The organism is Akkermansiaceae bacterium (assembly GCA_024233115.1).
Taxonomy (GTDB): domain Bacteria; phylum Verrucomicrobiota; class Verrucomicrobiia; order Verrucomicrobiales; family Akkermansiaceae; genus Oceaniferula.
Genome location: JACKQB010000001.1, coordinates 512,068 through 527,891, shown reverse-complemented (window position 1 = coordinate 527,891; position 15,824 = coordinate 512,068). Strand labels below are relative to the sequence as shown.

Genomic DNA, 15,824 nt, shown 5'->3' with positions numbered 1-15,824 from the left:
GGTGTTATTGGCGACGACGCAAGATCAGCGCAAGTCCGCCAAGCCCCAGCAGGGCGGCGGATGATGGCTCAGGCACATTTTGAATTTCAAAGCCGTTGAATGCGGTGAAGTTATCCACCCCGTTTGTCATGGCAAAGGTGATGTTTCCTGCGCCATCCGTGCTGAGACCTTCGAAGAGAACATAGTTGGTGCCCTCAATATAGGAAGTGGCATCATCTCCCGTGGTTCCCTCGGCCGGCGGATTGGTGGCTCCGACCGTATTAACCGTAGCCAAAGCTCCGCGATCCAGAAAGGCCCGACGCATGAATACCGCCAGATTATACGTCTGGGCATTATCCAGACCGGATATGGTGACATTCATGGGAGTGCCTTGGGCATAGTAGCTACGGTCAAAAACATCGAGTACGGTGTCGTTTTGATAGCTCCATGTACCCGAGTCAACCGTTGCCGTCACGGTCATCGCATCCAATGCCACGGAGTCCGATGTGTCAGTTTGCGATCCGATCTGACTCCAGTTTCTGGTAGTGGTGTCCAATACACCCGGGTAGCTCAAGGCACCGTTATTGTTCCCAGAAACATGGAAAGCGACAACTGCCGCGTTGGCCGACATGGTAAGTGCTGTAAGTACCGTTGTAATGAATAGGGGATATGTCATTGTTTTCATATGTATAGTTGATGTGTGGTTTCAGGGGAGGATGCTTTGTGATAGATACGTCCTGACACACATATCTGCAACCACCCGCATCGAGCTAATACTGGGATTACAACAACCGCCCAAGGAAAGCAAGTTGTTTTTAGTCACGAATCCACGACCAGCGCATCATTCACTCCCGAATCAAAGTGGCAGGTCGTAGCTGCGGCCATCCGCCCCCTCGAACCACTTGACGTAGGCGAGGTTGACTGTGGCGAAACCTCCAGGTGTGGGGTAGTCGCCGGTGAAATACCAGTCGCCACACGGCCCCTTGATGCAGGCACGGAGGTTTTCGATGGTCTGGAAAATCACTTCCACCTCACCATGCCAGTCGAGGTCCTCGGGGTAGACCATCCGACTGATCTCGGCGGAAATTTCCTCGTCGGTGAAGTTTGCGTAGATGCGTTTCACCTGATTCACCCGGTCCTCGCCCGGCTTGTTGAGCTCGGCTTTGCAAGCCAGGTAGACATCGTTGAGAAGTTGGCTTTTTCCCGCTCGTTTGATCAGATTGACCGCCGCTTGGAAGGCAATGAATTTACCCAGCTGGGACATGTCGATGCCGTAGCAATCCGGGTAGCGGATCTGGGGGGCGGTGGAGCACACCACGATTTTGCGCGGGTTCGTTCGCGCGAGAATCTTCAAGATGGATTCCTTGAGTGTTGTCCCCCTGACAATCGAGTCATCAAGGGCGACCAGAGCGTCCCCCTCCTTGACGAGATCGTACGTGATATCGTAGACGTGGGAGACCAGTTGCGCCCGTCCTTTTTCCTGGGAAATAAAGGTGCGCATCTTGATGTCCTTGTGCACGGCCTTTTCGCCGCGTGGCCAGTTGCGCATGATGAGGTCATCCAGCAGTTCCTCGGTAAGGACTCCTTTTTCACAAGCATCCATGATCTCGGCGCGCACCTGCTGACGGCGGAGCAGACGCAGGCCGTCCAAGAACCCGTAATAAGCGGTTTCCGCGGTGTTAGGAATAAAGGCGAAAACGGATTTCTCAAAAGTGGAGCCAATCGATTGATAGACCTGGTCGACCAGGGCCGCCCCCATCGCCTTACGCTCGCGGTAGATCGCAGGATCATTGCCGCGTGAGAAATAAATGCGCTCGAAGGAACAAGGACTTGGTGGACGCTCGTCGTGGAAGCGCTGGGTGCTCTGCGAACCATCACGCCGGATAATGGTCGCCGTGCCCGGCTCGACTTCCCGCACCTCTTCTTTGGGCGCCTCAAAAACGGTCATCAGCGGCACCCGTTCGGAGGCAAATGCAATCACTTCATCATCCTGGTAGACGTGGCACGGGCGGATACCACGGGGATCGCGCATGACAAACATATCGCCATTGCCAACCACACCACTGATGGCATAACCACCATCCCACGGCTCTCCCGAGTCCCTGAGGATGGCTGGCAGGTCGATCTGTTCCGAGATCAGCCTGGGGATCTCGCGGCCGTCAACCCCTTCATCGCGCAGCTTGTGATAGAGATCGGTATGATGCTCATCGAGGTGGAAACCTATCTCCTCTAACACCGTCTGGGTATCGGTTCCAAACACCGGATGCTGGCCGCGGTCCATCAGCTTGCTGTTCAGCTCGCCGGCATTGGTCATGTTGAAGTTCCCCATCACCATCAGGGTCCGGGTGGGCCAGTTACTGCGGCGCAGGTAGGGATGGCAGGAGCCCGAGTCAAACTCTCCCGAGGTACCGTAACGGAGATGCCCCATCAGAACCTCGCCACCGAAATCAAACTTCTTTTTGACGGACTCAGGATCTCCGGGGTTGAGAATCCCCTTGCGGGCCATCTTGTTGAAGCTCTTCAACTCCTTGCTGAAAACAGAAGCCATCGAGTCCTTGGCTGCGTCTCTCCGACGGAAAATATACGGTTGCCCGAGTGGCATGTTGAGTTTCACACAGCCGATACCGATACCGTCCTGCCCCCGGTTGTGCTGCTTTTCCATGAGCAGGAAAAGCTTGTTCACCCCCCAGAGAGCCGTCCCGTATTTATCCTGGTAATAGGAGAGAGGTTTGCGAAGGCGCACAACGGCGATGCCGCATTCGTGTTTCAGTGGATCGCTCATGAAGTTCGGGTATCAGTTATCCGTTGTGAGTTGGCAGGACTACGACTCCATACTTACACGCACGCCGTGGGTGTCGGTGATGGTGCCTATTTTCACACCTCCCGGACCAGCTGATAGAATACTGTCGGCTTCTTCGGGAGAAACGATCACTACCCAGCCAAAGCCCATGTTAAAGGTGTGGAATTTGTCCTCGGCATCAACAAATTCGAAGAGCTTTTGCATGGCGGCATTGTCCCAGTTGGGAATGACAATATCCGCACCGTGGTTGGGGAGCAGCCGTTCAAGGTTTTCAGGAAGTCCGCCGCCGGTGATGTGGGCCATCGCCTTGGGTTTGACGCCAGCGGTTTTGATATCGGCGACGACATCGTGGTAAAGTCGGGTCGGGGCAAGCAGGCTGACGATTTCCTCCTTGGAAAACGCATCACCATGCTCGGCGAGCACGCGGCGGATCAGGCTCCAGCCATTTGCATGAGGGCCGTCCGAGCCGTAACCAATCAGCACATCCCCCGTCGCGATCCGGGTAGGATCGATGAGGTCGGGTTTTTCACAACAGCCAATGCAGAATCCGGAAAGCTCGACCACGTCTTCGGGCACAATACCCGGCATTTCCGCGGTTTCGCCACCGGCAAGAATACAGCCACAGTCTTCGAGGTAGTCACACATTCCAGCGATCAGGCGAGTGATCAGGGGTTTGTCCAGAGCCGCAATACCGATATAATCGAGAAAGAGCAGAGGATCACCACCTGTTGTCAGGATATCGTTGACGCTCATGGCAACGAGATCCTTGCCTGCGGCCTCCAGCTCGTCGTGCTCCAGAAGAAGCTCGAGCTTGGTGCCGACACCATCACAGCCAGTGACGATGACGGGTTGTTGGTAATCGCTCAGATCGAATGCGGCGGCGAAAAGGCCAAAAGCCCCGTAGAGCTGCCGTTGATGCTGCGTTCTGCGAACATGTGCGCCAATGTCCCCGACCAGGGCTGCCGCTTCTCTAGTGTCCACACCTGATTCCTTGTAGGTAAGTTTGCCCGACATAAATGGATAGCTGAATAGCTCTTGAGAGAGTTTTGTAGCAGCATGTAGGGGACTGGCAATGGTTTATTTCAAGTTCCTGTGTCCGGGCACAATCCCGCGGAGAAAGTTTGCATTGCCAGCCCCTGTCATGTCATACATTTCCCTACTAATGGGCACCTCTAAAAACCCCTGCGCGCTCATTTAACCTTTCCTAACAAAGGCAATGCAGCGAAACTCCCTGCATGAGCAACTACCGGAAGCAAGACAAGGGAGGCAACCTGTTCTCGGCCATCGAACACCAGCAGGCGGTGGCGAAACGTGAAATCGGCATCCTGAAGCTGCGCGATATCATTGACTGGGAAGGGTTCCGCCCGCTACTTGAGGAACTCTGCGGCTACGCCAACCGTGACTGGAACAAGGGAGGCCGCCCCCCTTTCGACCCCGTGTTCATGCTCAAAGTGCTCATCCTCCAGAAATACCACGGCCTCAGCGATGACGCCACCGAGGAACAGATCGGCGACCGCCTGAGCTTCCTGCACTTCCTTGGCCTTCAGTTGGGCGACGACTACCCCGATGCCAAGACCATCTGGGTCTTCAAGGAACGTATCGAGGAAAACAGCCGCGAAGGAAGCCGTCGGCTGTTCGATGCCTTCACTGCGGCACTGGAAAAGAAAAACCTCATCGCCCGTGAAGGCAGCATTGTGGACGCCAGCTTCACCGAGGCCCCGCGCCAGCGCAACACCCGCAGCCAGAACAAAAGAATCAAGCAAGGCGGACGCCCCGAAGAATTTGACACCAACAAATCCGTCGGACGCCAGAAAGACACCGACGCCCGCTGGACAAAGAAGAACAACCAAAGCTACTACGGCTACAAGAACCACGCCAAGGTGGATTTGAAGAGCAAACTCATTATCTGCAGCGAAACCACCTCAGCGGAAGTCCACGACAGCCGGGTGTTCAAACAACTCCTTGATGAGAAGGACAATGCCGTGCTAGCCGACAGTGCCTACCACAGCGAAGAGAACGAGGAATACGTGTTAGAGGAAATCAACGCGGAAGAACACCTCATGCGCAAATCCCACAGGAACAAGCCGCTGACAGAACAGGAACTCAGAACCAACCACACCATCAGCCGGATGCGTGTGCGGGTGGAGCACGTCTTCGGTCGGATGGCGCAAATGGGAGCCGACCTCTGCCGGAGCATTGGCCTGAGGCGGGTGACAAGCCACAACCACCTCTGCAACCTCACCTACAACATGGATCGCTACGCCCTGTTAGCTCGTTAACAGCCAAAACAAGGGGCAACCCGATTCCCAAACGTAAGAAGCCAGCAACCAACAACACCGAACCACCTCATAAAAGCCCCGAGACTACATCGTCACCTGCCCGTACAACTTTAAAAACCGGCGGTAGATGATGATATGGTGGAAACGTCAGTTTTTAGAGGTGCCCTAATTACACAACGTTCCCCGGTTGCGGCGGTTTACCCTTGAGACCTCACCTACCCTCGACATTTGATATCCATGGAAGCGCCTACACCGTCCAATCAATTTGAAGCACCGTCTGTCGACTACCTACAGCCGCTTTTCCCAACTTACGAGATCGAGGATTTCATTGCGCAAGGGGGTATGGGAGCCGTTTACAAGGCTCGCCAAATCTCGCTCGACCGCCCTGTCGCCATCAAGATCCTCCCGCGCGAATTCGGTGAAGACCCCGCGTTCCGGGCCTCGTTTGAAGCAGAGGCCAAAGCCATGGCCCGCCTCAACCACCCCAATCTGATCGGGGTCTACGACTTTGGTGAAGTGGATGGCATGCTTTTTCTTGTGATGGAATTTGTCCAAGGAAAATCACTCTACCACTCATCCTACGGCAAGTCCATCGACCCCACCCAAGCGGCCGAAATCGTCATTGCCATCTGCCGCGGCCTCGACCATGCGCATTCCTCCGGCATCCTCCATCGCGATGTCAAACCAGCCAACATCCTGCTCTCCCCGGACGCCACACCCAAGATCGGCGACTTCGGACTGGCCAGCCCGTTGAACGCAACTGCTTCCGCCGATGACATTATCTACGGCACCCCGGGATACACCGCCCCCGAGGTCATTCACCGGCAGCCGGTCGACCGCCGGGCTGATGTTTTCTCTACGGGAATCATGCTCCACGAGCTACTCACCGGATCGTTGCCAGACGGCTCAAGGACACCCGCCTCTTCCATTTGTGGATGTGCGTTGGCATTCGACCGCATCATCGCCCGTAGTACGCACACAGACCCGCAACTTCGCTACGCCACCACGGGTGAATTGGCGGACGATTTGGAAAAAGCCCTCAAGTCGACCCCCGCTGTCACCCGACTGAACCTCACACCTGCCGCCGGTTTACCCAAACCAGTCGCTTCACACGTGGTGGTCACACCCAGGAAAGCAACATCCAGCACCGTCGTCACCCTGACAGTTCTCGGGATCGTCACTCTGGGGGTGCTTGCATTTTTTCTCACGCAGAACAAAGACAACTCATCCACCCAGACACCAACGGCTCAAACCCCTCCCCTCCCGACTCCACAACCAGAGCCAGAGCCGAGCCCCGTGCCGGTTCCCGAAATCCAGCCGGAGCATACCGATACCACCCCGGAAATCAAACCGCCCCCAAGAAAAACGAGTCCGCAAGAAGCTCTCGCCCAGCTCAAGGGAAAACTTGCAGCTGGCGCCAGGGACGAGTTTCCGGAGGGCACCATCGAGCACAATGGCAGCCACTACCTCTACCTCAAACAGCCAATGACATGGCATGATGCCTTGCGTTTTGCCGAGCAACACGGCGGTCATCTCGCCATCGCCCCCAGTGCTGAAAACAGGAAATGGCTGCTGGATACCTTGGCCATCAAGGAATCGATCTGGCTCGGTGCCGGCATCGCTGCCAGGGAACAGTGGCAGTGGCTCGACGATTCCAAATGGAACGGCCGGGACCAAATCAAAGCCACTTCAAAAGAACACCGCTATCTATCACTCACACCCGAAGGAGGATTAGCAAGCGCCAAACCCGACCAATCACTCGCTTATGTTCTCCAGTGGCGCAATGACGGCACCAATCCATGTACACTCGAGGCCCAGCTCAAGCGGGCCTCGGAAAGCGTGAAAAAGGAAGGCGTCCACAACGCCCGATACCCCGTCGGCACGCGCAGCTACCAGAAATCCCATTTCCTGCTCATCCCACAGTCGTCGACATGGGAAAACGCACACCAGCTTGCCAAGTCCTACCGTGCCCAACTGGCGGTACCCTCTTCTCCAGTCGAAAACCAATGGCTGGCAACCACCTTCTCTGCCAAATCCAGCTACTGGCTTGGCGGCTTTCTTCTTAAACCCACCGACCCGTGGCAATGGACCACACGCGAGCCTTGGCACTCATCCGGATGGAAACCCGGCGAACCTAAAAGCGACCCCTCGTACAATCGCCTGCTGATGACCGCATCGGATCAACCACAGTCATGGGTCACTTCCCGGGGCTCCAAAGGCGAAGCCGATGCCACCCTCATTGAGTGGAGCCATCCAAAGCCTGCGGCCACTGTCGTCACTTTCGATCTTGATAAATGGCTGGACTCCGTGAATCGGAAAATCAAGGATCGCGTCGAACCCGATGTCAGGGCATACGACAAGGACCGCAAGGCCCTCATTGATAAATACGTCCGCGCCATGAAACGGGCTGCCAAGAAATATGAAGTCCCTAACTTCCCGGGCCGTGGCGGCAGAGGCGGACGCGGCGATCGCGCCAACTACATCGTCAACCTCGTCAACGAAACCATGGACGAAGTCGAAAAAACCGGGGAACTGCCCGATGAGATCCCCGAGCGCGCCCCCGAGGTCTTCCATGAAGTCCATGAGGAAACTGAAAAGTCGCTGGATAAACTCGACACGGATTACCAGGCAAAACTCAAGGCCCACCTTGAGTTCTACACCCAGGGCCTCCTTAAAAAAGCCGCTGAACTAGCTCAAACGGGCTACTACCCAGCGGCAAACACCATCAAGGACTCTGTCGAGAAAATCGGTGATGACTCCAAGAAATTCATCTCATTGCTTGGACTGTAGACAGCTTGGACAGGGCGGCGGCCAAAGGGCAGGTCTTCAGACCTGACGAAGACAGCTCTTTACATCAAACCAAAAAACTCTCTGTATACACGTCCGATACATCATGAAACACATCATCCTGCCCCTCGCCTCCCTCGTCTTATCCTTTGTTTCTCTGGCCGCGGACGACCCCAAGGGAGTGCAAGCCCCAGCGGACGACCCCAAGGGAGTGCAAGCTTCTATCAAAAAACCCAACGTCATCGTCTTCTTCATCGACGACCTCGGCTGGGCGGACCTCGGCTGCTACGGCTCCACCTTCCACGAGACCCCCCACATCGACAAGCTGGCGCAAAACGGAGTGCGCTACACCCAGGCCTACTCCGCCCACGCCGTCTGCTCCCCCACCCGCGCGGCAATGATGACAGGCAAAGCGCCACAGCGCGTCGGTATCACCAACTGGATCAACCAGCCGTCTAACAAAACACTACCCAAGGAGGAAACCACCATCGCCGAGGCATTCAAGGCCGCCGGCTACCAGACCGGTTACACGGGGAAATGGCACCTCGGGGAAAAGGACGACCAGTTACCGACATCCCACGGCTTCACCTGGATGAAGGCCACCAATCGCGCCGGCCAGCCCGCGAGCTACTTCTACCCCTTCTCCAAGGTGAGCAAACGGGGAACCTACTGGGATGTCCCCGACCTCTCCGAGGGTAAAAAAGGCGATTACCTCACCGACGCCCTGACCGACCAGGCCCTGCACTTCATTGACGCCAACCAAGACCGCCCCTTTTTCCTCCAGCTCGCCCACTACGCCGTTCACGCCCCCATTCAAGCCCCCCTGGAACTGGTGAAAAAGTACCGGCAGAAACGCGAAAAACTCTACGGCGACACCCCGACCCCCCGAATCCCGGATCGCTACAACACCGTCTCCCGCGGCCGCCAGGACCATGCCGCCTACGCCGCCATGACGGAAAACCTCGACATGAACATCGGCCGCGTGCTCGACCATCTCGAAAAACGGGGCCTCACCAGCAACACCATCGTCGTGTTCACCTCCGACAACGGCGGCTACTGCCACCTGATCAGCAACCCCGGCGCCACCTGCAACCTCCCCCTCCGCTCCGGCAAGGGCTGGAACTATGAAGGCGGCATCCGCATCCCCACCATCATCTCATGGCCCGGAAAAATCACCCCGCGCAGCTCGGACACCCCCTGCATCACCATGGACCTCTTTCCAACATTGTTAGAACTGACCGGGCAGGCACTGCAGCCGAAGCAACACCTCGACGGACACTCACTCGCGTCCGACCTCAACACCCGCCCGGACGACACCCTCAAGTCACGCGCCCTCTACTGGACCTACCCGCACGGCCACGGCTCCGGCCACAGACCGTCCCACGCCATCCGCAAGGACAACTGGAAACTCATCCACTTTGAGAAGGGAAAAACCCACGAGCTCTACAACCTCGCCAAGGACCTCGGTGAAAAAACCGACCTCGCGGAGAAATTCCCCGACAAGGTCAAGGCTCTGGACAAAGAGCTCAACGAGTGGATTAACAACACGACACCACGCGATTAAACTCCAATCCCGCAGCCGCAGGATCCAAATTCCAAGTCACAAAAACCAATGAACCGTCCCATCCTCTACCTTCTAGCTTGCCTCTTGCCTCTTGTCTCTGCCCCTGCGGACGACCAAAAGGGAGCGCAAGCGTCTCCCCCCCCGAACATCATCTTCATCCTCGCCGATGACATGGGCGTGGGCGATGTCTCCCACACCACCGGCAAGGCCGCCACCCCTTGCCTGGACCGACTCGCCAAGGAGGGCATGCGTTTTACCGACGCCCACACATCATCCTCGGTCTGCTCCCCCACCCGCTACGGCATTATGACCGGTCGCTACAACTGGCGGTCATGGCTGAAAAGCGCCGTGATCTGGTCGCCCGACAAACGGGGGCCCATGATCACCCAGGATCGTCTCACCGTGGCCGCCTTCCTCAAACAAAACGGCTACCACACCGCCCTCGTCGGGAAATGGCACCTCGGCCTCAAGTGGACTTACCTCGATAAACCACGCATACCGGAACACCCCGGAAAATACAAAACCCACGGCGCGGGATGGGATATCGATTTCACTCAAAAAGCAGGCGGTGGCCCCACCACGCTGGGCTTCGACCAGTCCTTTTTCATCGCAGGCTCACTCGACATGGCACCCTATGTTTATCTTAAAAACGACCAAGCCATCTCCATCCCCACCCACGTCAAAGCCTTTCACCGACCAGGTGCGGCCGCCGCTGACTTCGAGGCCGTCAACTGCCTCCGGGACTTTGCCCGCGAATCTGTTAGCTACATCAACGAACGCGCCAAGGACCCCGGCAAACCCTTCTTCCTCTACCTTCCCCTGACCAGCCCGCACACCCCCATTGTGCCCTCTGAAAAGTGGCAGGGGAAATCCCCCATCGGCAGTTATGGCGACTTCCTGATGGAAACCGACTGGGTGGTCGGCCAGGTCATGAAGGCACTCGATGACAATAAGATCGCCGACAACACCCTGGTGATCTTTACCACCGACAACGGCTGCTCACCCGCCGCCAAGATCCCCAACCTTGTCAAAAAGGGGCACAAGCCTAACGGCGATCTCCGCGGTCACAAAGCCGACATCTACGAGGGCGGCCATAACGTGCCCTTCATTGTCCGCTGGCCAGCAGGGGTCAAGGCGAACACCACCTCTACCCGCACCATCTGCACCACCGATTTTTTTGCCACCGCTGCGGATGCCATCGGAAAAGCCTCCAGTATCCCGGAATCGGGTGCCGTGGACTCCTTCTCGTTCCTACCCACACTCAAAGGCGACGACCAGAAAGCCCGCCCCTTCACCATCCATCACTCCATCAATGGATCCTTCGCCATCCGCCAGGGGAAATGGAAACTCTGCCTCTGCCCCGGCTCCGGTGGTTGGTCGGCCCCCATGCCTAAAACGGCATGGAAAAACAAAAACCTCCTACCCGTCCAACTCTTCGACCTCGAAGCCGATCCCGCGGAAAAAACCAACCTCGCGTCGAAAAACCCCGAACTTGTCAGCACTCTCATCCAGGCTGTCAATACGGCCATCACCTCCGGCCGCACCACCCCCGGCCCCAGGCAGGACAACGACACCCCGGTGCCCGCCTTCAACGCCAAGCTGCTTAAAGCATATCCCGAAGCCGCACGTTAGAAATCACCCTGCATGCGACTGCCCACCTTGATTATTTTCCTGCCACTCAGCCTTCCAAAACCTCGCCGTAGGCTTCACCGAGCATTTTCCAGACGGCATCCGGGTCAGGTGCCTGGAGCAGGGTTCCTTTTCCAGCGCGGTAGGTCCATGAGAAGATGGAGTCGACCCCCTCTTCCGCATAGACCTTACAAATGTCCTTGAGGGTTTCCAGGTTTTCCGGGGAGCGGAAAAACGACTGGATCCAGCGCTGGGACGGCTTGTTGTTCTGGCGCGCCAGCTCGACGGTTTTCCTGGCGAGGTTGCGATGGGCGACCATCGGGTCGTTGCCGTCGACGAGGATCGAGGTGGAAAACACATCGTAGTCCGGGTTGAAGGCGATTTGCTCCCAGTTGTCGAATCCACGCGCGTAGGACGAGTAGAAGTGGTTGTCGGCAGGCAGCGAACACTGGGTCACCGAGAGATTCGGGTTGATGGCTTTGACAATACGGCTTCCCTCGCTGAGAATCTCGTTGGCTTGGTCAAAACGGAACTTCTGCACCGTTTTGGTCAGCGTCTTCGGCATTTCGTAGCCGTACTTTTCCTTGAAAATCGCCTGGGTGATCGGGCTCCGGCAGGTGAAATCGGTCGTGCTCTGGTAGCTGATCGGGTAAACGGGCATCGCGTAATGCGGCTCGTCCCAGAAGAAGCCGTCGGCATCACAGGTGCGGGCGAGCTCTTCGAGAAGCCCCCAGAAATACTCGCGGAACGCGGGCGAACTCGGTGAGGCCGCCGCAAGGGGCTCGCCGGTCAGGGCCGACCACTGACGGTCCTCGACACTGCATTCCTGAAGGAAAAGCGAAGGTGGCTCACCTCCGAAGAATTTACCCACCCCCCAGGTGTTGAGATAAACCTTGAAGCCCAGTTTCTTGGCTTCATCGACAATCCTCGGGATATTGTGTTTCCAGAAAAAGATGTCAAACTCGGTGAGTGCGAGTAACACCGCAGTACAGTTGTGCGCCTTCATTTCCTCGAAATCCTTGCGCGCATGCTCAGGGTAGGAAATCCCGTAGTAGCTGACACCTGTTTCTGTAACGGCCATGATGATTCAGCGGTTAGTTGTTAGGATTTAGCTTAGAGGAACTTGACGCGTGGGTTGTATTTCTTACGCAGCTCTTCGTTTTTCTTGTCGCCCCCGGGGATGTTGGCACTCGACCAGACCGGCGGCTGGACACCACGGGCGACACAGGCTTTGACACATTCGATTTCCAGTCGGTGGGCAATGTAGAAGTCGATCGTACTGGAAATCCCGGAAATGGGCTGGGCGAATCCCTCCACTTCAACAACGGTGTCACCATAGGGCACGTAGTCATCAATACAGATGTCGGCGATATCAAAGAGGTTTTTTCCGCTGTTATGGCGGATCGGAAAATCTTTCGGTATGGAATTGTGCCAGTCGCTGGAGGAAATGCCCACCACTTTGGCGCCCTTCTCCTTGGCTCGCAGGGCGCAGTCGATGGTGGGAGCATTGAACCCATAGCTATGGAAAACGAGGATGACATCCCCTTTATCCACTCCGTAGTAATCGACCAAGGCATCGCCGACACCATGCATCCGCTCGTGGGAGAGATACATATAGGCCGGGGTCACCGGGTGGATGGCAAAGTCGATCATCGGGCAGAGGTTCGCAAGCCCCCCGGCACGCCAGAAGAGCTCTTGCATGACGAGGCAGGTGTGCCCACCGCCACCGAAGATATAGATCAAACGGTCCTGCTCAATGGCGTCGGCCATGAGTTGGGCTGCGGCGAGGAGTTGTTCTCCCATTTCACCCTCAAAGCGCTCGGCGAGCCCGTTAAAGGTGTCGAGGAAACGGCGGTCGGTCTTGATGTCGGTGTTATGGGTCATGGTTGTATGCGCGTAAGTATAGCAGCCCGGCCCTGTTTGAGCGTTCGATTTTCTACACAGTAAAATATCAAACATCTTGCCGAATGCCTGGTTGACTTGATCCAGTGCACCCTCTACTTGTCACCACTATGGCTGAGGAGGATTGGCTGGATTTAAAAACAACCCGCTATCGGACGATCATTGATTTGCGTACCTGCCTGGACGGGGATGTTTCCGCCTTGGGGCACTATCACTACGATCATGCCATGCCTCCGATTCCTGAGCAGAAAAGCAGTAAGCGTTTAGTGTTTGGCTTTTTAATCTCCGGTTTGCAGAGGTATCGCGTCGATGGCCAGGACCTGATACTGCGCGGCGGCCAGGGGATTCGTTTTTTGCCGGGTTCCGTCTATAGCAGCGCTGGGTTGCCTGAACAGCGGGGGGAGTTTTACTGGTTGGTCGTGGATGCCCCGATAGGCAGGAAAATTTGTTTGCCCGGTTTCAAGCAGGATGCTGCGGACAGGTGGTGGAGTAAGGCGGTAGACCCGCAATCCCCCAGAAGGTTTCCTATTTCCAAACAAGCCCGGGTTCGTCTAACCCGTCTCTTTCAAGCTGACCTACCAAGTTCCGACCCGATGGTGTTGACCGAATTATGGATGCACTGCGGGCTGCTGTTGCTTAGCTTGTATGATGTGTTAGGAGCTGGATCGGACCAGCATACATCCGAAGCGGTTATGAAGTCTTTGAAATATATCGAAAACCATTTATCCAATACCGAGTTAGACGCGGGCAAGCTGGCTGCAGCGGCCGGTATGTCGCCAAGTCGTTACCATACAAAATTCAAGGATGAGACAGGCTTACCACCAGCGGAATACATAAGGCATCGGCGGATTATCGAAGCCCAGCGGATATTGTCGCGACCGAACGCTCCGGGCATAACCGATTTGGCCATGCTGTTAGGCTTTAGCTCATCGCAGTATTTCGCAACAGTTTTCAAGCGCTATACCAGGGTATCACCCAGCCAATGGATGCATAAAAACAAGCTGTCTTAGTGGGTTTGATATTCCTGCAGAAAATCTCAAGGCATACCTCTAGTCACCCTGAAGCGGTCAGTGTTCCCCTGTCACTTCATTCATCTGTAGGGATCAGCCGGAGTTCAGCAAAATTCATGACTCCCGCAGGCTGATGAATTTGCGTGGGGATAAGCTGAATGAGCTGCCCCTTGGCTGCCTTGAGTTTGATGGTTCCGGCTTCGAGCGTGTCCCACTTGGCCCATCCGCCTGTGGAGCCGGTGCTGAAATCCAGCGAAGAGCCACCGGCTTTGAGCCGGCAGTCTGTTTTCATACGGGCGGGCAGTGCGTAATCGAGCATCACGCGATAATTGCCCTCCTCCCTGACATCCACCCTCCACTCGAGTGATTGGGAGGTGTGATCCCACCAGCCGATATTGCGTCTGCCGGCGTGGAGATTGGCTTTGGCACCACCGCTGCCCATAATCGTTGCATCGTCGGCGGTCAGGGTGATGGTGCCATCCGCGTTGGCTTCGACCACAGGTTTGCTGTTTTTCCAAACGGCAAGCTGCATCAGCGACCATCCCAGCCCGAGGATGAGGACGGCAACGAGGAGGGTTTTGAGCACAAAGGATGCACTGATGGTCAAATATTTTTTGAAAGCGTGATTCATACTCGGAGGAAGATTTTTTTACGATACATGAACAGCAACACCAGCCACCATGTTAGAATGTAGGCAATGGAAGCCAGGACGGGCTGGAGGCTGGGGCTTCCAAACTTGCTGATCAAACCGCCAAATAGGAAATTGGAGGTGTGTTGGAAGTTGACCATGCGCACAGCGAGGTAGATCGTGATCGAGTTCATACCAATGACGATCAGGAAAAACGACCAGCGCCAGAAGCCGAGGGCATCGATGATCAGGTAGAATATACCGAGTAACATCAGGCTCCATCCGGCGCAGTGCAGCACAAAGGTCGGGTTCCAGAGTTCCTTGCTGATGAACAGCTGCGTGCCCCAGAGTTTGGCAAGACCGTAGCAGACGATTCCGGCGGCAATCAGAATTCCGCCAATGGCAAATGGGTTCAGTTTGGTGTGCCTGATAAATTGCCCTGTGAGCGCTCCCAGCAATGCGGTGACGATCGCTGGAATGGTGACAAACAAGCCCTGGGAATCGTAGAGCTGCCCCGCAATATTGAATTTCCATGGCAGCAACGAGCGATCAATAAAGCCGGTGATACAGTCTTCCGGTGTCAATACTCCTGCCCCGTGACCGGGCACAGGAATCCACATCAAGGCCGCCCAGTAACCAAAGAGGATACCCAGCGACCAGATGATCTGGTGACGGGTGTTGCTAAACAGGTAGATTAGGGCGGCAAAGAAATAAGCGAGGCCGATATAGCCCAGCACACTGCACAGGCGGGTATCCGCAAGCGGCTTCCATGCAAACAGCCCGTTATAAACAGCACCTAGGAAAACGAGCAGGGCTGCCCGGACAGCGACTTTTCTAAGCAGCTGCCATTTTGATTTTCCAAGCTCGACCTGTCTACCTAACGAATAGGGCATGGCAACACCTGCTAGAAAGAGGAAGAGGGGGAAAATGAGATCATACAAAGTGAATCCACTCCAACCCGGATGGTGCAGCTGACCGGAAAACCATTTGACCCATTCCCAATCGGTGAATTTGGCCATGGCTCCGGCAAGGGTGTGACCACCGACAATCCAGAGCATGTCAAAACCGCGCAGGGCATCAAGTGACTTGAGCCGCTTGGACTTGACGAAAGACCCTTCATTGTTAGATTGCTCCGAAGTCGTGGTGGGCTCGTCATCGGTTGACGGTTTCTCCTCATCGGTTTCAGCAGTCATAATCGTGTTAGGTAATGCAACATGGTTGATGGAATGGTGATGACACAGTCCTT

12 protein-coding genes are annotated in these 15,824 nt (G+C 55.9%); 5 read left to right on the top strand and 7 right to left on the bottom strand.

Going from position 1 to position 15,824, the window contains the following annotated elements; genetic code table 11:
- Positions 1-4 precede the first annotated feature (4 nt).
- The 3 genes from H7A51_02220 to purM all read right to left on the bottom strand — a co-directional run bounded on the left by H7A51_02220 (position 5) and on the right by purM (position 3,793).
- The gene (locus tag H7A51_02220; GenBank protein MCP5535030.1) at positions 5-655 is read right to left on the bottom strand and encodes a PEP-CTERM sorting domain-containing protein; all 651 of its coding nucleotides are present in this window, start codon (positions 653-655) and stop codon (positions 5-7) included.
- A gap of 180 nt (positions 656-835) precedes the next feature.
- Positions 836-2,761: an amidophosphoribosyltransferase gene (locus H7A51_02215; GenBank protein MCP5535029.1), complete on the bottom strand. Its 1,926-nt coding sequence runs from the start codon at positions 2,759-2,761 to the stop codon at positions 836-838.
- 39 nt (positions 2,762-2,800) lie between these two features.
- Complete coding sequence (gene purM / locus H7A51_02210; protein ID MCP5535028.1) at positions 2,801-3,793, bottom strand: phosphoribosylformylglycinamidine cyclo-ligase; 993 nt, start codon at positions 3,791-3,793, stop codon at positions 2,801-2,803.
- 221 nt (positions 3,794-4,014) lie between these two features.
- Here purM and H7A51_02205 point away from each other — a divergent pair, with 221 nt between their 5' ends.
- From H7A51_02205 to H7A51_02190, 4 genes are all read left to right on the top strand, one after another.
- Positions 4,015-5,058, top strand: a complete 1,044-nt coding sequence (locus H7A51_02205) for an IS5 family transposase (protein ID MCP5535027.1) — start codon at positions 4,015-4,017, stop codon at positions 5,056-5,058.
- 237 nt (positions 5,059-5,295) lie between these two features.
- Positions 5,296-7,848 carry a protein kinase gene (locus H7A51_02200; protein MCP5535026.1) on the top strand — a complete coding sequence of 851 codons (2,553 nt, stop codon included), beginning with the start codon at positions 5,296-5,298 and terminating at the stop codon, positions 7,846-7,848.
- Between the two features lie 103 nt (positions 7,849-7,951).
- The gene (locus H7A51_02195) at positions 7,952-9,409 is read left to right on the top strand and encodes a sulfatase (GenBank protein ID MCP5535025.1); all 1,458 of its coding nucleotides are present in this window, start codon (positions 7,952-7,954) and stop codon (positions 9,407-9,409) included.
- 48 nt (positions 9,410-9,457) lie between these two features.
- On the top strand, positions 9,458-11,041 hold the full coding sequence (locus H7A51_02190; GenBank protein MCP5535024.1) for an arylsulfatase: 1,584 nt from the start codon (positions 9,458-9,460) through the stop codon (positions 11,039-11,041).
- Positions 11,042-11,087: 46 nt separating this feature from the next.
- Here H7A51_02190 and H7A51_02185 read toward each other — a convergent pair whose 3' ends face one another.
- Positions 11,088-12,119 carry a hypothetical protein gene (locus tag H7A51_02185; protein MCP5535023.1) on the bottom strand — a complete coding sequence of 344 codons (1,032 nt, stop codon included), beginning with the start codon at positions 12,117-12,119 and terminating at the stop codon, positions 11,088-11,090.
- A 32-nt stretch (positions 12,120-12,151) separates the two neighbouring features.
- Entirely contained in the window at positions 12,152-12,922 is a 771-nt protein-coding gene (locus tag H7A51_02180) for a sugar isomerase domain-containing protein (GenBank protein ID MCP5535022.1), read from the bottom strand.
- Positions 12,923-13,050: 128 nt separating this feature from the next.
- On the opposite strand from H7A51_02180, the gene H7A51_02175 reads away from it, so the two are divergent.
- Positions 13,051-13,950: a helix-turn-helix transcriptional regulator gene (locus H7A51_02175; GenBank protein ID MCP5535021.1), complete on the top strand. Its 900-nt coding sequence runs from the start codon at positions 13,051-13,053 to the stop codon at positions 13,948-13,950.
- Between the two features lie 76 nt (positions 13,951-14,026).
- On the opposite strand, the gene H7A51_02170 is transcribed toward H7A51_02175, so the two are convergent.
- Entirely contained in the window at positions 14,027-14,581 is a 555-nt protein-coding gene (locus H7A51_02170) for a hypothetical protein (protein ID MCP5535020.1), read from the bottom strand.
- Entirely contained in the window at positions 14,578-15,771 is a 1,194-nt protein-coding gene (locus tag H7A51_02165; GenBank protein ID MCP5535019.1) for a DUF5009 domain-containing protein, read from the bottom strand. The genes H7A51_02170 and H7A51_02165 overlap by 4 nt, the downstream gene beginning before the upstream one ends.
- Between the last annotated feature and the right edge of the window lie 53 nt (positions 15,772-15,824).